The organism is Pseudomonas sp. GZD-222 (assembly GCF_049310525.1).
Classification (GTDB): Bacteria; Pseudomonadota; Gammaproteobacteria; order Pseudomonadales; family Pseudomonadaceae; genus Aquipseudomonas.
In genome coordinates this window covers 1-19,639 of the sequence record NZ_JBMOWO010000028.1, presented here as the reverse complement: position 1 = coordinate 19,639, position 19,639 = coordinate 1, and the positions used below count along the sequence as shown (strand labels likewise).

The window sequence follows — 19,639 nt, the reverse complement described above, 5'->3', positions numbered from 1 at the left end:
CCTCACATTCAGGCTGCCAGTCTCCGGCTGAAGGTGGCGAGCGCGCTTGCAGATTCTTGCGCTTTTGCTTCGCCCGCTGCTGCCAGGCGTTGTGCGCCGGAGTAGGATGACCGCCAGAGGTAATGCACATGACCGCGTTGGACCAGCTGCAAGTTTTCAAAGCCATGCACGACTCGCCCCATGCCCGCCTGGAACACAGCGCGCACCTGGGTGACGGCCTGGCAGCAGCCCTGTGGAACAACCGTCACGACGCTCGCGACTACGAAGCACCCACCCACCACACCCTGTCCTGCTACATCGCCGACGGCACCGGCACCTTCCGCCGTGATCAGCCCAGCGTCAAAGGCTCGCCCGACAAGTTGTGCATCATGCCCGCAGGCTCGGCGTCGCATTGGGTGGTCAATGGTTCGATCCGTCTGGCGCATCTGTATATCAGCCAGGAGCAATTCGCCCTCGGCTGCGTCAGCCTGCTCGACCGCGAACCGCGTGAGCTGCAATTGCAGGAAGCAACCTTCCTCGACGACCCCGAGCAAGCATGGCGCTTTCGTCAATTGATCGCAATGGACTGGGACGAACCGGGGGAACGCTTGCTGACCAGCACGCTGGCGCATGAAATTCTCGACCACGCCGTCCTCAGCCAGGTCGGCCTGCGTCAGGGCTTGCGCCTCAAAGGTGGCCTGGCTGCGCATCAGCGCCGACAGTTGAGCGACTACATTGAAGGGCATCTGGATCAGGCCATAAGCCTGGGTGAACTGGCAGCGCTGTGCAATTTGTCCGAGTACCATTTCGCGCGGATGTTCCGCGAAAGCTTCGGCCTGCCACCGCACCAATACCTGCTGGCCCGGCGCCTGGCCACGGCGCGCAAGCTGCTGCGCTTTGGCGAACTGCCTTTGGGCGAAGTCGCCTTGCAGTGCGGTTTTGCCAGCGCCAGCCATTTCAGCAACCGCTTTCGCCAGGCCCTGGGGGCAACGCCCGGTGCCTACCGGGCGGCCTTCAGGCGCTAGTTCAGCCCGGCAGTATCGCCAGCACCGGCCCCAGCACCAGGCTAAGCCCCAGCAAACCCAGCAACAGGCGCGGTTTGTAAGGCAGCAAGAAGACCCAAAGGGTCACGCCTGCCATCAACACCGCAATCCATTCGACCAGGCCCATGGCCCAGCCGCTTTTGTCCACCGCCAGGTACAGCGCCACCAGCAACAGCAACCAGCCACCGACACGCAGGGCTCGCAGACGTGCGGCGCTGGGGGCAGCGCCGAGCAAGTCCTTGTAGTGTTTTTCCATGGCCAGGCACAGGCAGGCGAAGCCGGCAAAACCAAACAGGGCTACGGCCAACATCAGCTCACCTCACTTTCAATCAGCTTGGTGCTCGCCGCTTTCGCCGCCTTGGGCGCACGCTTGGCCACCACCACGGGTGGGCGCCACAGGGTGCGAGCGCCCCAGGCGAAGAACAGGCCACAACCGAGCGCCGTCAGGTCGAATCCGGCCATGGCCCAGTCACCGGCCGAAATCGAATGAACCAGGCCCTGGCCGGTGGTCAATTGATTGAGCAACGGCAAGCCGGCCCACAACAGCGCCGCCAGGCCCAGTTGTTCGGCCCAGGCGCGGCGCCCCGGCCGCAACATGGCGTGAATCAGTGACAGCACCCAGAGCAGGAAGAAACTGTTCACCTCCCACCCGGCACGCCCTTCCAGGCCCACCGGCAGCAAGCGGTTGGCCCAAAAGAACGCCGCCACCCCGAGCAGCAGGCCGCTCATGCTGGCGATGTTCAAAACCTCCACCAGGCGCAGCTCGAACGGTTGCGTACCGCTCTTGGCATGCTTGAGCTGACGCTTGCCCAGCCACAGCACCAGGCCGGTGCCGATCACTGCCGTGCCCGCCACGCCGAAGAAGAAGTACAACCAGCGCAGCCAGGGGCCGGCGAACATGCCCATGTGCAAGCCGTACATACCGCCGGCGATCACTATCGGAGTAGCTTCGGTCTTGCTGTCGTTTTGCAGCGTGCCGTTGACGCCATCGAACACCCAGCCACCGCCACGCTGATAGGCGATGCGATCACCGCCATGGCGCGAGAAGCGCACACGGGCATTCTGATCACCCGGGTTTTGCACTTCGATCCAGCCGTGACGACTGCCCGGCGCCTGTTCCTGGAACGCCTGGTACAGCGTCGGCAGCGGCAGCAACGGCGCCGCTACACCGGCCACTTTGACCTCTTCGGAGGCACCGAACAGATCATTGAAGTAAGCGCGGGTGTTGTCGCCATAGCTGGCAATGATGCTGGCCGGCATCACCAGTGACATGAAGATCACCAGGCTGCTGTAGCTGATCATCAGGTGGAACGGCAGCACCAGTACACCGATGGCATTGTGGCCATCCAGCCAGGAGCGCTGGCCCTTGCCCGGGCGGAAGGTGAAGAATTCCTTGAAGATTTTCTTGTGGGTAATAATGCCGGTCACCAGCCCCAGCAGCATGATGAAGGCGGCAAAGGTCGACAGCCAGCGGCCCCACGGATGAGGCATTTCCAGCTGGAAATGGAAGCGGTAGAAAAAGTCGCCCCCGCGGGTTTCGCGGGCCTGGACCTCTGCACCGGTGGCAGGGTCGAGATTCTTTTCGATGAAACCGCGACGCCCGGCGCCCTCTGCCCGCCAGCCGACACTCAACCCCGGCTCGCGTGCTTCAGGCAAGCGAATGAACCAGCTGCCAGCAGTGGGCGCATGTTCCTGCAGGTAATTCTGCGCCAACGTCAGACTGGCCACCGGGTCGTGCGGCCGGACCGGTACCTCGGGCTGGGCCCAGTGATTGATCTCTTCCTTGAAGTAGGACATGGTCCCGGTCAGGAAAATCGCAAACAACAGCCAGCCGAAGATCAGTCCGGTCCAGGTGTGCAGCCAGGCCATTGCCTGGCGAAAACCCTCTTTCATCAGTTGTTCATCCAGTAAGCCAGGCCATTGATCGCGCCCAGCACCAGGCTCGGCAACAGCACACCCAGCCAGGCGTGCCAGGCGCTGCGGCAGGCAAAGCACCAGAGAAAGGCCACCAGGTAAAACAGGAACGACAGCATCATGCCGCTGATCACTGCTTCGGCTTTAGGCATCGGTGCGAGCAAGGTGATGCACACACTGGCCATCGCCGCCAGAAGGTAACCACCGAACACGGCGGCCAGGCAGCGTGAAGTCACTGCCAGGCGATAGCTCACAGGCAACCCGGCGGCTTTGCTTTTCATGGCGTCCCATCCATTTGAAATGAAGAACCACTAATAATAATGATTTTTATTATCACAGGCAAAGCCACCGAGCTTGTCATCAGAACGACAGGTCGACACCGACGGTGTAACGACGGCCATCCAGCACGGTCTGGTAGTTCTCGTAGTCCACTTCCTTGTTGAACACGTTGTAGACACCGGCCAGCAGCTTCAGGTTCTTGGTGACCCGGTAGGTGCCGCCGAGGTCGACGAAGGTGTACGACGGCGTGCCATCGGACATGGTGGTGCGACCCAGGTAGTCAGAGGTCTTGCCGCGATAGTTCATGCGCGCCCAGGTACCCAGCTGATCGGTGGTCTGCCAGTCCAGGGTGGCGTTGACCATGTGCCGTGGCATCTGGTTCAGGGCCTTGCCTTTTTGCGGGCCGCTCTTCTGTTCGGAGTCGGTGAAGGTGTAGTTGCTGGCCAGCTTCAGGCCCTGGGTGATTTCCCAGTCCAGGGTCGCTTCGATACCACGCATCTGCGCTTCATCGACGTTCACCCGGTCACTGATGAACTTGTACGAGGTCCCGCCGATCTGGCACTGACCCGAGGCTCCGCCAGTGCTGTCGGTGCAGCGGCGGGTTTCGGTGATCTTGTCTTTGAAGTCGGTGTTGAACACGGTCAGACCGGTGGAGACCCCTTCCAAGCTGTCCCAGATCACGCCGATTTCCTGACTGACGCTCTTCTCCGGCTTGAGGTTGGAGTTACCGACGATGATCGCCGGGTCGCCACCGCCACCGGTGATCTGGCCCCAGTCATTCACGGCGGCACGGATGTCCGGTGAGCGGTAGCCGGTGGAGACACCGCCCTTGACGGTCCAGTGCTCGGTCGGGTGGTACACGCCGTACAAGCGTGGCGACCAATGCGTGCCGTAGTTTTCGTCTTCGTCCATGCGAATGCCACCGGTCAAGGCAAAGGACTCGGTCAGGCGCCATTCATCTTCGGCAAACAGTGCCCACGACCAGCGCGTCAGCTGGTTGACGTCGGAGGCCGCGGCCAACTGGTTACCTTCATCGGTCAGGTCTTCGTATTTGTACGAGCCGCCAACGGTGGTGATGTGCGAATCGTTGAAGAACGACACCTGCGAATTGAGCACGGTGTTTTCCAGCTCCATGCGCCGGCCCGGGTTCTCGATTTTCTCGCGCTGGATGTAGGTGTCAGTGGTGATGGTTTCCCAACGCCCGGAGTGGCTGATCGAGAAATTGGTGCGCTCATAGTCACTGAAGCTGTCGGCGGATCGCGCCGACTTGCCCTTGTGGGCGTATCGGTCCTGCTCGGACTTGCCCGCCTCGAAGGTGATGTCGTTGTGCTCATCAGGGGTGAACGACAGCTTGGCCGTACCGCTGTCGGTGCTCTGCTCGTTGAAGCCGTTGGTAAAGTCGTCTTCGTCACGATTCGACGTTTGCCCATAGAGCTGCAAGCCGACCAGGTTCTCGATCAACGGCCCGGAAACGAAAGCGCTGGTGCTGTTGTAGTCGCCCGAGTCGGAACGGTCCTGGAAGGTCGCTTCGCTGCGCACACCGCCATACCAGTTCGGCGTCACTTTACGGGTGATGATGTTGATCACCCCGCCCATGGCGTCGGAGCCATACAACGACGACATCGGGCCGCGAACCACTTCAATGCGCTCGATGGCCTCGAGCGGCGGCATCCAGCCTTGCTCGATACCGGCGCCGTCACTGTTCGGACGGGTTGCCCGCGAGTCCTGGCGCTTACCGTCGACCAGCATCAGCGTGTACTTGGACGCCATGCCACGGATGCTGATGTCGCTGGAGCTGGCCCCACCGGTGACCACTACGCCTGGTACGTCTTTCAGGGCATCGGTCACATCACGGTAGGATTTGTTCTCGATCTGCTCGCGGGTAATTACCGAAATCGACGCCGGGGCATCCTTGATTTGCTGGGAGAAGCCGGAAGCGGTGACCACCACGTTGTCCAGTTCCATTGGCTTTTGGCCTTCGGCATGGGCTTGGCTGTAGATCGAGCAGAGGGTAAGCGCGAGGCAGGATCGAGTGAAAAGCGGGGACACGTGGAGCTCTCCCTGAGAAATGTAAAGGTTCGGTAAACCCGTCAGGGAGTGAATGCTATTTATTCTCAAATGAGAGTAAAGCGTATTTACGTTATTTACATTTTCAACCCTACGCTTTTGCCGCCAGTCAGTGCCTGATTGCCGACAGTGCAGAGAAAACACTACAATGAGAACAATTCTTATTCTGTTGCGCATCCTGGCGCCGGAGTGTTCACGGTGCCCAGTGCCTCTTCTTCCTCGCTTGAAGGCCTCTACCACGCCCATCACAACTGGTTGACCGGTTGGCTGCGCCAGCGTCTAGGTTGCCCGGACAACGCCGCCGACCTGGCTCAGGACACCTTCATGCGCCTGCTGCAGGCGCGTGAAACACCGGTGCTCAACGAGCCTCGGGCGTTCCTCACCACCGTGGCCAAACGGGTGCTGTTCAATCACTACCGCCGCCAGGACCTGGAGCGCGCCTACTACCAGGCACTGGCACAGTTGCCGGAAGCACTCGCACCTTCGGAAGAACACCGGGCAATCATCTTCGAGACCCTGCTGGAGCTGGACCGTCTGCTTGATGGCCTGGCACCGCTGGTCAAGCGCGCCTTCCTGCTGGCCCAGGTCGATGGCCTGAGCTACGGCGAGATTGCCGAGCAACTGAACATCTCCCTGGCGACGGTCAAGCGCTACCTGAACAAGGCAGCCATGCGCTGTTACTTTGCCCTGTGAACAGCGCCCATCAAGAGTTCTCGCCGCAGGTCGCCGAACAGGCCGTGCACTGGCTGATCGAGCTGCAGGGCGGCGCACTCGATGCACGCCAGCAGCAGGCCATGCAGCAATGGCTGCAAGCCCATGAGGAACATCGGCGGGCCTGGGAGCATATCCAGCGGGTCAACCAGCGTCTGCGCGGTTTGTCTTCGCCGCTGGCCCATGCAGCCTTGCAGGCGCCGCGTTCGGCCAGTCGCCGCCGCGCCCTCAAGGCCCTGTTGATTCTGGGTGTGGGCGGCAGCCTCGGTTTGACCCTGCAACAGCACAACCCGCTGCCGACCCTGCTGGCCGATTACCGCAGCCCGGTGGGCGAGCGCCGTCGTCAGCAACTCGACGACGGCAGCCAGCTGCATCTCAACACCGGCAGCGCCGCTGACGTACGTTTCGATGCTCAACAACGGCGGGTGCGTCTGCTCGAAGGCGAGATCCAGCTGACGGTCGCCGACGACTCCCGGCCGCTGCATTTGCTCAGCGAGTTCGGCCTGCTGCAACTGAGCAGTGGTCGTTACAACGTCCGCCAGTTCGAGCATTACAGCCTGCTCAGTGTTCATCAGGGCAGTGCCAGCCTGGCCGGCAACAGCCTGGCTGCAGGTCGGCAGGCCCGCTTCAACGGCCCGCAGTGGTACGCCATGCAGTTAATCGACAGCAATGCCGGGGCCTGGGTCGATGGCATGCTGGTCGCCGCACACATGCGCCTCGGTGACTTCCTCGACGAGCTCGGGCGTTATCGACGCGGCCAGCTCAACTGTGCGCCCGAGGTCAGCGAACTGCTGATCTCCGGCAGTTATCCACTGGCCGACAGCGAACGCATTCTCGACCTGCTGGAGATTGCCTTGCCTGTGCGGGTTCGGCGCTTTACGCGCTACTGGGTCAGTGTCGAAGCACGGGCCTGAAAAAAATTCAAAACACCTGAGCCGTTTTTTCATCTCGCGTGACAGAGAAGGCAGAACCCTTTGCGCTGACCTTCTCAAGGACCCCTTGCATGCCCCTTCGCCCGAGCCCACTTGCCCAAGCCCTTCGTGCACTGCTGTTCGGAGCCGGCCTGAGCGTTGCCGCTGTCCCCGCCCTGGCTGACCAGCCTGCAGCACGCAGCTACCAGATCGCGCCGATGTCGCTGGAAAGCGCCCTGAACCAGTTCGGCCGGGAGAGCGGTGTGTTGATCTCGTTTGGCTCCCAGGTCACCAGCGGCGTGCAGAGCCCCGGCCTGCAAGGCCAATACAGCCCACAGCAGGCGCTGGATATCCTGCTTCAAGGCAGCGGCCTGCAAGCGCGTGCCGAAGGTGAAAACGCCTTCAGCCTGCAACCGCAGTCGGCCGCCGGCGCCCCGGTGGAGCTGGGTGCTTCGACCGTGGTCGGCGACTGGCTGGGTGCGGCCGAGCAGGACAATGTCTTCGAACATCCCGGTGCCCGCGATGTGATCCGCCGCGAAGAATTCGAACGCCAGGGCGCCACCACCGCCCGTGAAGTGCTCAATCGCATTCCCGGTGTCAACGCGCCGGAAAACAACGGCACCGGTAGCCATGACATGGCGCTGAACTTCGGCATTCGCGGCCTCAACCCGCGCCTGGCATCGCGCTCCACAGTACTGATGGACGGCATTCCGGTGCCCTTCGCCCCCTATGGCCAGCCACAGCTGTCGTTCGCCCCGATCAGCATGGGCAACATGGACGCAGTGGATGTCGTGCGTGGCGGCGGAGCCGTGCGCTACGGTCCGCAAAACGTCGGCGGCATCGTCAACTTCGTCACCCGTGCGATTCCTGACGAACCGACCGTCAAAGCTGGCTTCCAGACCCAGACCAGCCCGTCCTCCAGCCACGACGGCTTCAAGACCAGCGCCAACCTGCTCGCCGGTGGCACCAACGCCAACGGCCTGGGCGGCGCCCTGCTCTACTCCGGCACCCGCGGTGGCGACTGGCGCGAGCACAGCGACACACAGATCGACGACCTGATCCTCAAGGGCAAACTGCAACTCGACGACGCCAACAGCCTGCATGCCATGGCCCAGTACTACGAGGGTGAAGCGCAAATGCCCGGCGGCCTGAGCGCGGCCGACTACGATGCCGACCCGTACCAGTCGACCCGCCTGCAGGACAAGTTCTGGGGCCGCCGGACGACGTTCAACTTCGGCTACGACTACAAGGAAGACGCCCGTCAGTTCAGCGTCAACAGCTTCTTCACCAAAACCCTGCGCAGCGGCTACCTGGACCAGGGCAGCTTCGTTTCGCTGTCGCCACGCGAGTACTGGGTACGCGGTATCGAAACCCGTTTTTCCCAGGGCTTCGCGGTCGCTGAGAGCTGGCATGAAGTCGGCGTCGGTTACCGCTACGTCAACGAGGCAGGCCACGAACTGCGCTACCGCGAACCGATCAGCGCCAACCAGCTGCCGACCACCGCCAGCCGCAACGACCGCGATACTCGTGGCAGTACCGAAGCCCATGCGTTGTTCCTCGATGACCGCATCGACATCGGCCAGTGGACCATCACCCCGGGCATCCGCTACGAGATGATCGATTCCGAGCAGAGCAACAAGCTCAGCGGCCAGCGTTACCAGGGTGACTACAACACCGCCCTGCCGGCGTTGAACGTGATGTATCACCTGACCGACAGCTGGAACCTGTACGCCAACACCGAAGGTTCCTTCGGCAGTGTGCAATACAGCCAGATGCCCAACCGCGTCAGCAGCGGCGAAGTCAAACCGGAAAAAGCCCGGACCTGGGAGCTGGGTACGCGCTATGACGATGGCCTGCTGCAGGCCGAGATCGGCGCGTTTTTGATCAACTTCGACAACCAGTACGAAAGCAACCAGACCAACGACTCGGTGATTGCCCGCGGCGAAACCCGCCACCAGGGTATCGAGACCAGCGTCAAGTACGCCCTCGAGGGCCTGAACGCGGCACTGGCTGGTTTCGACGTGTACGCAACCTATGCTTTTGTCGACGCTAAAATCCGTGAAGATGGACCGAACAAGGGCAATCGTGTGCCCTTCTCCTCGCGCCACAAAGGCACTCTGGGTGTCGGCTATACCGAAGGCCAGTGGAAGCTCAACCTCGATAGCACCTACCAGAGCGATCAGTTCGCCGACAACGCCAATACCTCCAGCGAAAGTGCCGACGGCAGCACCGGGCGCATCCCGGGCTACATGCTGTTCAGCAGCCGCGCGGCCTATGATTTCGGCCCGCAACTGTCGAACCTGAACGTCGCCGTCGGGGTGAAGAACATCTTCAATCACCAGTACTACACCCGCTCCTTCGATGACAACAACAAGGGCAAGTATGTCGGTGAACCTCGTACGGTATACCTGCAGACCTCTGTCGCGTTCTGATCCAGCGCATGCAAAAGCCCGGCCGACGCCGGGCTTTTTGCAACAAGAAATTTATCTTTCAAAAGGACTTGAAATGTTGCGCCAAGTGCCTGACCTTGTAGTCAAGAGGCGATGGTTTCCACAGGCCGCAAAGGCCCCATCGATTCTCTTGCGAGCTAGCTGAATAAGGGATTGAACTATGCAAATCCAAGTCAATAGCGACAACCATATTCAAGGCAACATTCGACTGGAAGAGTGGGTCCGCAGCACAGTAGAAAGCACGCTCGAACGATTTGATGAAGACCTCACCCGCGTCGAGGTCCACCTGCGCGACGAGAATGGCGACAAGCCAGGTCCGCACGACAAACGCTGCCAGATGGAGGCACGCCCAAAAGGCCATCAACCGATTTCCGTAAGCCACAAATCCGCATCGCTCGACCAGGCTGTCGAGGGTGCCGCGATCAAGCTTAACCACGCCCTGGAGCACTTCTACGGCAAGCTACGCAGCAAACGCGCCGTTGCCCAGCAAACGGCTGACGAGGCCCAGAATGACGGCCTGCTACAGGAAGAATTCCTGGAGAACGAGCAAGCTCGCAGTATCAGCTGAATGACATAACGCAGACGGTAAAAAGGCGAGCCCGGTGGGCTCGCCTTTTTTATGGCCTTCAACCGGATGGGAGAAGACCTCCGGTGGGAGCGGGCTTGCCCCGTGATTGCTGTCTGTCTGTCACATCGCATCGCGGGGCAAGCCCGCTCCCACAGAGATTGCATTCAACATGTGGGAGCGGGCTTGCCCCGCGAGTCATGTCTTAGCCGCGAGCCAGCTGGCGACGCAGTTCGTCCAGTACCGGGGTGGTATCCGGACGCACGCCACGCCAGATGAAGAACGCTTCGGCCGCTTGCTCGGCGAGCATGCCCAAACCGTCCAGCACCTTCGCTGCCTTGTGCTCGCTGGCCCAGCGGCAGAAGGGCGTCGGCTCTTTGCCATACATCATGTCGTAGCACACGGTTTTACCCGGCTCGATCAAGCTGGCAGAGATCGGCGGCAACTCACCGGCAAGGCTGGCGGAGGTGGCATTGATGATCAGGTCTACCGGCTCTTGCAGCCAGCTGAAGCCACTGGCGGCTACCGGGCCCAGGTCGGCGAACTCACGGGCCAGTTGCTCAGCCTTCTCCACGGTACGGTTGGCGATCACCAAAGAAGCAGGGTTGTGCGCCAGCAACGGCTCCAGGACGCCGCGAACGGCGCCGCCGGCGCCGAGCAGCAGGATGCGCTTGCCCGTCAGCTGCACACCGGCATTGACCGTCAGATCACGAACCAGCCCGGCACCATCGGTGTTGTCGCCCTGCAGGCTGCCATCGGCCAGCTTGCTCAGCGTGTTCACCGCGCCAGCGCGTTGCGCCCGCGGCGTCAGGCTATCGACCAGTCGATAGGCTTCTTCCTTGAACGGCACAGTGACGTTGGCACCCAGGCCTTGCTTGAAGAACCCTTGGGCACACATGCTGAAATCATCCAGCGGCGCCAGCAAGGTGCTGTATTCCAGCTGCTGACCGGTCTGGTCGGCAAAAAGGCGGTGGATCAGCGGCGATTTGCTGTGGCCGATCGGATTGCCGAATACAACATACTGGTCCATTTACGCGGTTCCTGGGTCAAGGGCGGGCAGGCCGGAAAAGTTATCCACAACGACTCAGTGGCTCGCCTTGGCCTCGCCAAGCCAGTCACGGTCCTGCAGGAAATACTCGGTCAGGCGAGCTTCTTCACTGCCTGGTGCGGCTTTCCAATCGTACCCCCAACGCACTTGCGGTGGCAGCGACATCAGGATCGATTCGGTACGACCACCCGATTGCAGACCAAACAGGGTGCCACGGTCGTAGACCAGGTTGAACTCGACATAACGGCCGCGACGGTACTCCTGGAATTCACGCTGCTCGGCAGTATACGGCTGGTCTTTGCGGCGCTGGACGATCGGCAGGTAGGCCTCGACGTAGGCATCGCCAATGGCGCGCATGAACGCGAAGCAGGTGTCGAAATCCCACTCGTTCAGGTCATCGAAGAACAGGCCGCCAATACCGCGTGGCTCGCCGCGATGCTTGAGGTGGAAGTAACGATCACACCAGGCCTTGTAACGCGGGTAGACATCGGCACCGAACGGCGCGCAGGCGCGCTCGGCGACCTGGTGCCAGTGCAGGCAGTCTTCTTCGTTGCCGTAGTAAGGCGTCAGGTCGAAACCGCCGCCGAACCACCAGACTGCTTCTTCACCTTCCTTCTCGGCGATGAAGAAACGCACGTTGGCGTGGGAGGTCGGCACATGTGGGTTATGCGGATGAATAACCAGCGACACCCCCAGGGCCTCGAAACCACGTCCGGCCAACTCTGGCCGATGGGCACTGGCCGAAGGCGGCAGACCGCTACCGAAGACGTGGGAGAAGTTCACGCCGCCCTTTTCGATGACCTTGCCTTCACCGATCACCCGGGTCCGTCCACCACCGCCAGCTTCACGCGTCCAGGCGTCTTCGACAAAGCGGGCACCGCCGTCTGCGGTTTCGAGGGCGGCACAAATACGGTCTTGCAAGTCGAGCAGGTAGGCTTTCACGGCCTCGGTGCGGCTAGTCATCAGGTCACCTGGAAGCGGGCATGAGCAAATTCGGCGCGTAGCATACCACCGGCGACAGGCTGGCCGCAGTTGACGGCGATCAAGCAAAGGCGTCCGATAGGGGTTTTGCGAACCCGACAGGAGAGTGCAGATGGCCAAGCGTATTCAGTTCAGCCAGCATGGGGGCCCGGAGGTCCTGCAACTGGTCGATTTCGAACCTGCCGCACCCGGTCCGCAGCAGGTCCGCGTACGCAACCAGGCCATCGGCCTGAACTTTATCGACACCTACTTTCGCAGCGGCCTGTATGCACCGCCAGCACTGCCTTCGGGACTGGGCACCGAAGGCGCCGGAGTAGTCGAGGCAGTCGGTGATCAAGTCACCCTGCTCAAGGTCGGCGACCGCGTGGCGTATGCCGGGGGCCCGCTGGGCGCCTACAGCGAAGTGCATGTGCTGCCCGCAGCCAATCTGGTCAAACTTCCCGACAGCATCAGCTTCGAACAGGCTGCGGCGGTCATGCTTAAAGGCCTGACGGTGCAATACCTGCTCAAACAGACCTACGCTGTACAACCGGGCGACACCATTCTGTTCCACGCCGCTGCCGGTGGCGTTGGTTCACTGGCCTGCCAATGGGCCAAGGCCCTGGGCGCCAGGTTGATCGGTACCGTCAGTTCCGCGGAGAAAGCCGAGCGCGCCAAAGCGCTGGGTGCCTGGGCAACCATTGATTACAGCCGTGAAGACGTCGCCCAGCGCGTGCTGGAACTCACCGATGGCAAGAAGTGCCCGGTGGTCTACGACGGCGTTGGCCAGGACACCTGGCTGACCTCGTTGGACTGCCTGGCACCACGCGGTCTGATGGTCAGCTTCGGCAACGCCTCGGGGGCGGTCAGCGGGGTCAACCTGGGTATCCTGGCGCAGAAGGGCTCGCTGTATGTCACCCGGCCGACCCTGGCCAGCTACGCCAATACTGCCGAAAACACCCAGGCGATGGCCGATGACCTGTTCGCGATGATCGCCAGCGGCAAATTGACTGTGGATATCCAGCAGCGTTATCCGCTGAGCGAAGCGGCCAGGGCACAGACTGAACTGTCAGCGCGGCGCACGGTTGGGTCGACGGTGTTGTTGCCTTGATTTTTCGCAGGGCAAGCCCGCTCCCACCGGGGATCACCTCAATCTGGTGGGAGCGGGCTTGCCCCGCGATAAGGCTTAGCCCGCCCGAACCACGTCGCCAGTGACCAAGTCACGAATCACACTCGGATTGCGTCGCCCACCCAGTGCGCCACCCAGAACCAGGTCCAGCTGCCCGCGGAAGTACTGCTCGACGCGCAAGCGTGACTTCGCCGCAGGACGCCCCTGCGGGTTGGCCGACGTCGACACCAGCGGCCCGACCAGCGAGCACAGCTCGCGTACCACCGGATGGTCGCTGACCCGCAAGGCTACGGTGTCATGCACCCCGGTAATCCACTGCGGCAACATGTTCTGGTGCGGTACCAGCCAGGTGTTCGGACCAGGCCAGGTGCTGGCCATGCGGTCGAGCCAGATTTCCGGGAAATCCTCGAACAAAAAGTCGAACTGGCGGATGTTGTCGGCAACCAGGATCACGCCCTTGTCGACCGAGCGCGACTTGATCGCCAGCAGGCGATCCACCGCTTCCTCGTTCCACGGGTCACAGCCCAGGCCCCAGACGGCCTCGGTTGGGTAGGCAATCACCGCACCGGCCCGAATTTCACGCGCGGCTTGTTGCACACGCCAACTGCTCACCATTGAACTCACTCCGCATTAAGGCTAACCAGCAGTGTACTTAGCCAGGCCGGGCAAACCAACGCCCAGCTTCATTACAAACCCGTCCGGCCACTTCAAGTTCGGTCAGTGCCGCCAGCACCCTGGGCAACGGCCAGCCGCTGCTGATGGCTAGCGCTTCGCTGGTGTGTGGCGCAGCCAGGAGCAGATCCTCGAGTGGGTGGCGAGAATCAGCCCCTGTGCTAGACGCCATGGGCGGCAGTCGCTGCCAGCCCTGCAGGGTTTCAATGATCTGCTCGACGCTCTCCACCAGCAATGCGCCGTCACGAATCAGTTGGTGACAACCCTTGGCACCAGGATGATGAATCGACCCCGGAATGGCATAAACCTCGCGGCCTTGCTCTGCCGCCAGCCGCGCGGTGATCAACGAGCCACTGGCCAGGCTCGCTTCCACCACCAGCACCCCCAGAGACAGACCACTGATGATGCGATTGCGCCGGGGAAAGTTGCCCGCCACCGGGCCTGCATCGAGGGGAAACTCGGAAATCACGGCGCTACCTTGTTCGATCATCGCGGCAGCCAGCGCCCGATGGCGTTGTGGATAAAATTTCTGCAGGCCGGTGCCCAGCACCCCCACGGTCTGCCCGCCAACGTCCAGGGCAGCCTGATGAGCGGCGCCATCGACCCCCAGCGCCAGGCCGCTGGTAATCACAAATCCGCCCTGGGCAAGGTAACGGGAAAAGGCCGCAGCGGTGTCGAGTGCCGGGCGTGATGCGCGGCGGCTGCCGACAATCGCCAGCTGCGGTTTTTCCAGTAAGGCGGGGTTGCCAGCCACAAACAGCAAGGGCGGCGCAGCATCGATTTCAGCCAGTAATGCCGGGTAGGAGGGGTCGTCCCACATCAGCAAATGCTGGTCGCGCCGCTCTAGCCAGGCCAATGCAGCAGCAGCGCCGTCGCGCACCTCTGTGCTGCGACGGGCTTGGGCGCTGACATCGGGAAGCCCCAGCGAAGCCCAGGCGCCGGCCGGGGCACTGAGTGCTGCCGATGCGCTGCCGAAGGCCTGCAGAAGTGAGTGAAAGCGTTGCGGACCAAGTGCAGGCAAACGGTGCAAACGCAATCGCGCCTCAAGTTCGGCGGGTGAACAGTCCCGGTGAGCGGCGTGCGACATAACGATCATCCTTGATCGAACGAGTTGATCGCACCCTGCACAAGCTGTGGATAACTCTGTTGATAATACTTTGACAACCGGTTGAAGGATTTCCCTCTGCGGCAGTCCTTCAGGCTTGCCGAGGCAAGGCTTGCGGGTGTTTGAAACCTTAGCTGACCTTTGCCAGGTGCCGAATGCGCCGAATCCCTTTATTATGTGTACTCATGTTTGTAATTCATCGCACAGTGCAGCTCATACGCTTATGGCCATTCTGAACATCCTCGAATTCCCGGACCCGCGCCTTCGCACCATCGCCAAACCGGTGACCGAAGTCGATGACGGCGTTCGCCAATTGATCGATGACATGTTTGAAACCATGTACGAAGCCCCTGGCATCGGCCTGGCGGCAACCCAGATCAACGTGCACAAGCGCATCGTGGTCATGGACCTGAGCGAAGATCGCAGCGAGCCACGGGTGTTCATCAACCCCGAGCTCGAGATGCTGACCGACGAAATGGACCAGTACCAGGAAGGCTGCCTGTCGGTGCCCGGCTTCTACGAGAACGTCGACCGCCCGGTGCGGGTCAAGGTCAAGGCGCTGGATCGCGATGGCAAGCCCTACGAGCTGATTGCCGAAGGCCTGCTGGCGGTGTGCATCCAGCACGAATGCGATCACCTCAACGGCAAGTTGTTCGTCGATTACCTGTCGACGCTCAAACGTGACCGGATCAAGAAGAAGCTGGAAAAGCAGCATCGCCAGCAAGCTTGATCTCCTCTTTCCAAAGGCTTGCTCCGGCAAGCCTTTTTCTTTTTAAGCGAGAACTCCATGCGCATTGTCTTTGCAGGCACCCCAGAGTTTGCCGCCGAACACCTCAAGGCCCTGATCGACAGCCCTTATGAAGTGGTGGCCGTCTACACCCAACCGGACCGTCCGGCCGGACGTGGACAAAAACTGATGCCCAGTGCCGTCAAGCAACTGGCTGTGGATAACGGCATCCAGGTCCTGCAACCGCCGACCCTGCGCAATGCCGAGGCTCAAGCTGAGCTTGCCGCACTCAAGCCGGACCTGATGGTGGTGGTCGCCTACGGCCTGATCCTGCCGCAAGCAGTGCTGGATATTCCGCGCCTGGGCTGCATCAACAGCCATGCCTCGCTGCTGCCACGCTGGCGTGGTGCCGCGCCGATCCAGCGCGCGGTCGAAGCCGGCGACGGTGAAAGCGGCGTGACCGTGATGCGTATGGAAGCCGGGTTGGATACCGGCCCGATGCTGCTCAAGGTCAGCACCCCGATCAGCGCCACTGACACTGGTGGCAGCCTGCACGACCGCCTGGCCGAAATGGGCCCGCCAGCCGTGCTTGAAGCCGTGGCCGGTCTGGCCGCCGGCACGTTGCAGGGTGAGGTCCAGGACGACAGCCTGGCTACTTATGCACACAAGCTGAACAAAGACGAAGCGCGCCTGGACTGGAGCCGTCCGGCCGTTGAGCTCGAGCGCCTGATCCGTGCCTTCAATCCCTGGCCGATCTGCCACAGCACCCTCAACGGTGAAGCAGTGAAAGTCCTTGCTGCCAGCTTATCCACAGGCAAAGGCACTCCCGGTGAAATTCTCGGCGCCAGCAAAGACGGCCTGGTCGTCGCTTGTGGCGAACAGGCGCTGTGCCTGACCCGCCTGCAATTGCCCGGGGGCAAAGCGCTGAACTTCAGCGACCTGTTCAATAGTCGCCGCGAGAAATTCGCCAGCGGCACGGTGCTCGGTCAATGAATCCACGTCTGGCAGCCGCCCGCGCCCTGGCGGCAGTACTCAGCGGCAAAGCGTCCCTGAACAGTTCGCTGCCGGCGCAGCTGGACAAGGTCGAAGTACGTGACCGTGGCCTGACCCAGGACCTGGCATTCGGCACCGCCCGCTGGCAACCACGGCTCTCGGCGCTGGCCGAACGCTTGCTGCAAAAGCCGTTCAAGAGCGCCGACGCCGATGTCGAAGCCTTGCTGCTGGTCGGCCTGTATCAGCTGCTTTACACCCGCGTCCCCGCTCATGCGGCGATCGGTGAAACCGTAGGCTGCGCCGACAAGCTGAAAAAGCCCTGGGCCAAGGCCCTGCTCAATGCCGTGCTGCGCCGTGCGCAACGCGAGAGCAGTGAGATTCTTGCCGAGCTGGAGCGTGATCCGGTGGTGCGTACAGCCCACCCGCGCTGGTTGCAGAAGTCGCTCAAGGCCTTCTGGCCGGAGCAGTGGGAAGCCATCTGCGTCGCCAACAATGCGCATCCGCCGATGATCCTGCGGGTCAACCGCCGTCATCACAGTCGTGATGCCTACCTGGAACTGTTGCGCGAAGCGGGACTGGAAGCCAGCCCCTGCCAGCACAGCGTCGATGGCATCCTTCTCGCCCAGGCCTGCGATGTGCGCGGCCTGCCCGGATTCGACCAGGGCTGGATCAGCGTCCAGGACGAAGCCGCCCAACTGGCTGCCGATCTGCTTGACCTGGCGCCCGGCCAACGGGTGCTCGACGCCTGCTGCGCGCCTGGCGGCAAGACCTGCCACCTGCTCGAAGCCGAGGAAAAACTGGACTCCGTGGTCGCGATCGACCTCGAAGCCAAGCGCCTTACCCGGGTCCGGGAAAACCTCGACCGTCTGGGCCTGGATGCCCAACTGATTGCCTGTGATGCCCGCGATACCGCCAGCTGGTGGGACGGCAAGGGTTTCCAGCGCATTCTGCTCGATGCACCTTGCTCGGCCACGGGAGTGATTCGCCGCCATCCCGATATCAAGATGACCCGCCAGGCCGACGATATCCCGGCCCTCGCCGCCTTGCAGGGTGAGCTGCTCGATGCCCTGTGGCCGACCCTCGAAGTCGGCGGCATCCTGCTGTATGCCACCTGTTCGACCCTGCCGACGGAAAACACCGAAGTGATCGAGAGCTTCCTCGCCCGCACCCCAGGTGCCCGCGAGCTGGACCTGGCAACCCAGGCCGGCCTGCGCCAGCCCCATGGCCGCCAGTTGCTGGCCCAGGAAGGCGGACACGATGGCTTCTACTATGCCAAGCTGATCAAAATCGCCGCCGCGCGCGGATAACAAGAGAAGGGAAGAGCGGATGAAGATCATCATCCTGGGCGCAGGGCAGGTCGGCGGTACGCTGGCCGAGCACCTGGCCAGCGAAGCCAATGACATTACCGTGGTCGATACCGATGGCGAGCGCCTGCGCGACCTCGGCGACCGCCTGGACATCCGTACCGTCCAGGGCCGCGCCTCGTTCCCGACCGTTCTGCGCCAGGCCGGCGCCGACGACGCCGACATGCTGGTGGCGGTGACCAACAGCGACGAAACCAACATGGTCGCCTGCCAGGTCGCCTACACCCTGTTCCACACCCCGACCAAGATCGCCCGGGTGCGTGAGTCGGCCTACCTGACCCGCGCCGGCCTGTTCGACAACGACGCCATCCCCGTCGACGTACTGATCAGCCCCGAGCAGGTGGTAACCCACTACATCAAGCGCCTGATCGAACATCCCGGTGCCCTGCAGGTGATCGACTTCGCCGAAGGCAAGGCTCAGTTGGTCGCGGTCAAGGCCTACTACGGCGGTCCGCTGGTCGGCCAGCAACTGCGCCAGATCCGCGAGCACATGCCCAACGTCGACACCCGTGTGGCAGCGATCTTCCGTCGCGACCGGCCGATCCTGCCCCAGGGCGATACGGTGATCGAAGCCGACGACGAGGTGTTCTTCATTGCTGCCAAGGCCCACATCCGCGCGGTGATGGGTGAGCTGCGGCGCATCGATGAAACCAACAAACGCGTGGTCATCGCTGGTGGCGGACAGATTGGCGAGCGCCTTGCCGAAGCGATTGAAAGCCGTTACCAGGTAAAGATCATCGAGATGAACCCGGCGCGCTGCCGTTACCTCTCCGATACCCTGGACAGCACCGTGGTTTTGCAAGGCAGTGCCTCGGACCGCGACCTGATGCTCGAAGAGAACATCGCCGAAGCCGATATCTTCCTGGCCCTGACCAACGATGACGAAGCCAACATCATGTCCTCGTTGCTGGCCAAGCGCCTGGGCGCGCGCAAGGTGATGACCATCATCAACAACCCGGCCTACGTCGATCTGGTCCAGGGCGGTGATATCGATATCGCCATCAGCCCGCAGCTGGCCACCATCGGCACCTTGCTCGCCCACGTGCGCCGTGGCGACATCGTCAGCGTGCACTCACTGCGCCGCGGTGCGGCAGAGGCTATTGAGGCCATCGCTCACGGTGACTCGAAGTCGAGCAAGGTAATCGGCAAAGCCATTGAAGATATTGCCCTGCCACCCGGCACCACCATCGGCGCGATCATTCGCGACGAAGAAGTGCTGATCGCCCACGACGACACGGTGATCGAAGCGGGTGACCATGTGATCCTCTTCGTTGTGGATAAAAAGTACATCCGTGACGTCGAGAAGCTGTTCCATGTAGGGTTGAGCTTCTTCTGAAGGAGCAGAACATGCGTGAATCACTGGAAAAGATGCTGGCCAAGGGTGTGGATAACGCCCTGCTGCGCTTCGGCCTGGGCAAGGCCTGGCTGGATGAAGGCAATGGCGCCGAAGCTGCTGTGCACCTGCAACGCTGCGTCGAGTTCGATCCGAAGTATTCAGCGGCGTGGAAGCTGTTGGGCAAGGCCCATCAGTTGCAGGGCGATAAAGCGGCGGCACGCCTGGCCTGGGAGCAGGGGCTGGAAGCAGCCAGGGCCCATGGCGACAAGCAGGCCGAAAAAGAGATGACGGTGTTTCTCAAGAAGCTGGATAAAGCAGGTTGAACCATCGCGGGGGAAAGCCACGCCCCCCAAAGTCTCCACACCCCCCCTGGGGGAGGGGTTTTT

19 protein-coding genes are annotated in these 19,639 nt (G+C 62.0%); 11 read left to right on the top strand and 8 right to left on the bottom strand.

Annotated elements, in window-relative coordinates:
* Window positions 1-128: 128 nt before the first annotated feature.
* Window positions 129-1,004 carry a helix-turn-helix domain-containing protein gene (locus ACO6VD_RS05635; RefSeq protein WP_422417576.1) on the top strand — a complete coding sequence of 292 codons (876 nt, stop codon included), beginning with the start codon at window positions 129-131 and terminating at the stop codon, window positions 1,002-1,004.
* Window position 1,005: 1 nt separating this feature from the next.
* Here ACO6VD_RS05635 and ACO6VD_RS05630 read toward each other — a convergent pair whose 3' ends face one another.
* From ACO6VD_RS05630 to ACO6VD_RS05615, 4 genes are all read right to left on the bottom strand, one after another.
* Window positions 1,006-1,332, bottom strand: a complete 327-nt coding sequence (locus ACO6VD_RS05630) for a DUF3325 domain-containing protein (RefSeq protein WP_422417575.1) — start codon at window positions 1,330-1,332, stop codon at window positions 1,006-1,008.
* Complete coding sequence (locus tag ACO6VD_RS05625) at window positions 1,332-2,915, bottom strand: PepSY-associated TM helix domain-containing protein (RefSeq protein WP_422417574.1); 1,584 nt, start codon at window positions 2,913-2,915, stop codon at window positions 1,332-1,334. The genes ACO6VD_RS05630 and ACO6VD_RS05625 overlap by 1 nt, the downstream gene beginning before the upstream one ends.
* Window positions 2,915-3,217 (bottom strand): DUF3649 domain-containing protein, encoded by a 303-nt coding sequence (locus tag ACO6VD_RS05620; RefSeq protein WP_400169890.1) that lies wholly within the window; start codon window positions 3,215-3,217, stop codon window positions 2,915-2,917. Before ACO6VD_RS05620 ends, ACO6VD_RS05625 begins: the two co-directional genes overlap by 1 nt.
* A 79-nt stretch (window positions 3,218-3,296) precedes the next feature.
* Window positions 3,297-5,264: a ligand-gated channel protein gene (locus tag ACO6VD_RS05615; RefSeq protein ID WP_422417573.1), complete on the bottom strand. Its 1,968-nt coding sequence runs from the start codon at window positions 5,262-5,264 to the stop codon at window positions 3,297-3,299.
* A gap of 216 nt (window positions 5,265-5,480) precedes the next feature.
* Between ACO6VD_RS05615 and ACO6VD_RS05610 the strand changes: the two genes are divergently transcribed.
* The 4 genes from ACO6VD_RS05610 (at window position 5,481) to ACO6VD_RS05595 (ending at window position 9,922) form a co-directional block, all read left to right on the top strand.
* A complete protein-coding gene (locus ACO6VD_RS05610) occupies window positions 5,481-5,975 on the top strand; it encodes a sigma-70 family RNA polymerase sigma factor (RefSeq protein WP_422417571.1) in 495 nt (164 codons plus the stop codon).
* Entirely contained in the window at window positions 5,972-6,907 is a 936-nt protein-coding gene (locus ACO6VD_RS05605) for a FecR domain-containing protein (RefSeq protein ID WP_422417569.1), read from the top strand. The genes ACO6VD_RS05610 and ACO6VD_RS05605 overlap by 4 nt, the downstream gene beginning before the upstream one ends.
* 89 nt (window positions 6,908-6,996) lie before the next feature.
* On the top strand, window positions 6,997-9,336 hold the full coding sequence (gene fecA / locus ACO6VD_RS05600) for a TonB-dependent Fe(3+) dicitrate receptor FecA (RefSeq protein ID WP_422417567.1): 2,340 nt from the start codon (window positions 6,997-6,999) through the stop codon (window positions 9,334-9,336).
* Window positions 9,337-9,514: 178 nt separating this feature from the next.
* Window positions 9,515-9,922, top strand: a complete 408-nt coding sequence (locus ACO6VD_RS05595) for an HPF/RaiA family ribosome-associated protein (RefSeq protein ID WP_400169886.1) — start codon at window positions 9,515-9,517, stop codon at window positions 9,920-9,922.
* 202 nt (window positions 9,923-10,124) lie between these two features.
* Here the strand turns inward: ACO6VD_RS05595 and aroE are convergent, their stop codons facing one another.
* Together aroE and hemF are read right to left on the bottom strand one after the other, a co-directional pair.
* Entirely contained in the window at window positions 10,125-10,949 is an 825-nt protein-coding gene (gene aroE, locus ACO6VD_RS05590) for a shikimate dehydrogenase (RefSeq protein ID WP_422417565.1), read from the bottom strand.
* Window positions 10,950-11,003: 54 nt separating this feature from the next.
* A complete protein-coding gene (gene hemF, locus ACO6VD_RS05585) occupies window positions 11,004-11,930 on the bottom strand; it encodes an oxygen-dependent coproporphyrinogen oxidase (RefSeq protein WP_422417563.1) in 927 nt (308 codons plus the stop codon).
* A 130-nt stretch (window positions 11,931-12,060) separates the two neighbouring features.
* On the opposite strand from hemF, the gene ACO6VD_RS05580 reads away from it, so the two are divergent.
* Window positions 12,061-13,038 carry an NADPH:quinone reductase gene (locus ACO6VD_RS05580; RefSeq protein ID WP_422417562.1) on the top strand — a complete coding sequence of 326 codons (978 nt, stop codon included), beginning with the start codon at window positions 12,061-12,063 and terminating at the stop codon, window positions 13,036-13,038.
* A gap of 75 nt (window positions 13,039-13,113) precedes the next feature.
* On the opposite strand, the gene ACO6VD_RS05575 is transcribed toward ACO6VD_RS05580, so the two are convergent.
* Window positions 13,114-13,671 carry an L-threonylcarbamoyladenylate synthase gene (locus ACO6VD_RS05575; RefSeq protein ID WP_400171428.1) on the bottom strand — a complete coding sequence of 186 codons (558 nt, stop codon included), beginning with the start codon at window positions 13,669-13,671 and terminating at the stop codon, window positions 13,114-13,116.
* Window positions 13,672-13,708: 37 nt separating this feature from the next.
* Window positions 13,709-14,815, bottom strand: a complete 1,107-nt coding sequence (dprA, locus tag ACO6VD_RS05570; RefSeq protein WP_422417560.1) for a DNA-processing protein DprA — start codon at window positions 14,813-14,815, stop codon at window positions 13,709-13,711.
* 241 nt (window positions 14,816-15,056) lie between these two features.
* Here dprA and def point away from each other — a divergent pair, with 241 nt between their 5' ends.
* The 5 genes from def to ACO6VD_RS05545 are packed head-to-tail and all read left to right on the top strand — an operon-like array spanning window position 15,057 to window position 19,576.
* The gene (gene def / locus ACO6VD_RS05565; protein ID WP_038605133.1) at window positions 15,057-15,563 is read left to right on the top strand and encodes a peptide deformylase; all 507 of its coding nucleotides are present in this window, start codon (window positions 15,057-15,059) and stop codon (window positions 15,561-15,563) included.
* Between the two features lie 57 nt (window positions 15,564-15,620).
* A complete protein-coding gene (gene fmt / locus ACO6VD_RS05560; RefSeq protein ID WP_422417558.1) occupies window positions 15,621-16,553 on the top strand; it encodes a methionyl-tRNA formyltransferase in 933 nt (310 codons plus the stop codon).
* Window positions 16,550-17,860, top strand: coding sequence for a 16S rRNA (cytosine(967)-C(5))-methyltransferase RsmB (gene rsmB, locus ACO6VD_RS05555; RefSeq protein ID WP_422417556.1), 1,311 nt, complete (start codon window positions 16,550-16,552; stop codon window positions 17,858-17,860). Before fmt ends, rsmB begins: the two co-directional genes overlap by 4 nt.
* 19 nt (window positions 17,861-17,879) lie before the next feature.
* Window positions 17,880-19,253: a Trk system potassium transporter TrkA gene (gene trkA, locus ACO6VD_RS05550; protein WP_038605126.1), complete on the top strand. Its 1,374-nt coding sequence runs from the start codon at window positions 17,880-17,882 to the stop codon at window positions 19,251-19,253.
* Window positions 19,254-19,264: 11 nt separating this feature from the next.
* The gene (locus ACO6VD_RS05545) at window positions 19,265-19,576 is read left to right on the top strand and encodes a hypothetical protein (protein ID WP_038605123.1); all 312 of its coding nucleotides are present in this window, start codon (window positions 19,265-19,267) and stop codon (window positions 19,574-19,576) included.
* Window positions 19,577-19,639: the final 63 nt, after the last annotated feature.

Coding starts and splice junctions, on each gene's coding strand:
- ACO6VD_RS05635 (WP_422417576.1), top strand. CDS start 129: ATGACCGCGTTGGACCAGCTGCAAGTTTTCAAAGCCATGCACGACTCG.
- ACO6VD_RS05630 (WP_422417575.1), bottom strand. CDS start 1,332: ATGTTGGCCGTAGCCCTGTTTGGTTTTGCCGGCTTCGCCTGCCTGTGC.
- ACO6VD_RS05625 (WP_422417574.1), bottom strand. CDS start 2,915: ATGAAAGAGGGTTTTCGCCAGGCAATGGCCTGGCTGCACACCTGGACC.
- ACO6VD_RS05620 (WP_400169890.1), bottom strand. CDS start 3,217: ATGAAAAGCAAAGCCGCCGGGTTGCCTGTGAGCTATCGCCTGGCAGTG.
- fecA (WP_422417567.1), top strand. CDS start 6,997: ATGCCCCTTCGCCCGAGCCCACTTGCCCAAGCCCTTCGTGCACTGCTG.
- ACO6VD_RS05595 (WP_400169886.1), top strand. CDS start 9,515: ATGCAAATCCAAGTCAATAGCGACAACCATATTCAAGGCAACATTCGA.
- aroE (WP_422417565.1), bottom strand. CDS start 10,949: ATGGACCAGTATGTTGTATTCGGCAATCCGATCGGCCACAGCAAATCG.
- hemF (WP_422417563.1), bottom strand. CDS start 11,930: ATGACTAGCCGCACCGAGGCCGTGAAAGCCTACCTGCTCGACTTGCAA.
- ACO6VD_RS05580 (WP_422417562.1), top strand. CDS start 12,061: ATGGCCAAGCGTATTCAGTTCAGCCAGCATGGGGGCCCGGAGGTCCTG.
- ACO6VD_RS05575 (WP_400171428.1), bottom strand. CDS start 13,671: ATGGTGAGCAGTTGGCGTGTGCAACAAGCCGCGCGTGAAATTCGGGCC.
- dprA (WP_422417560.1), bottom strand. CDS start 14,815: ATGTCGCACGCCGCTCACCGGGACTGTTCACCCGCCGAACTTGAGGCG.
- def (WP_038605133.1), top strand. CDS start 15,057: ATGGCCATTCTGAACATCCTCGAATTCCCGGACCCGCGCCTTCGCACC.
- fmt (WP_422417558.1), top strand. CDS start 15,621: ATGCGCATTGTCTTTGCAGGCACCCCAGAGTTTGCCGCCGAACACCTC.
- rsmB (WP_422417556.1), top strand. CDS start 16,550: ATGAATCCACGTCTGGCAGCCGCCCGCGCCCTGGCGGCAGTACTCAGC.
- trkA (WP_038605126.1), top strand. CDS start 17,880: ATGAAGATCATCATCCTGGGCGCAGGGCAGGTCGGCGGTACGCTGGCC.
- ACO6VD_RS05545 (WP_038605123.1), top strand. CDS start 19,265: ATGCGTGAATCACTGGAAAAGATGCTGGCCAAGGGTGTGGATAACGCC.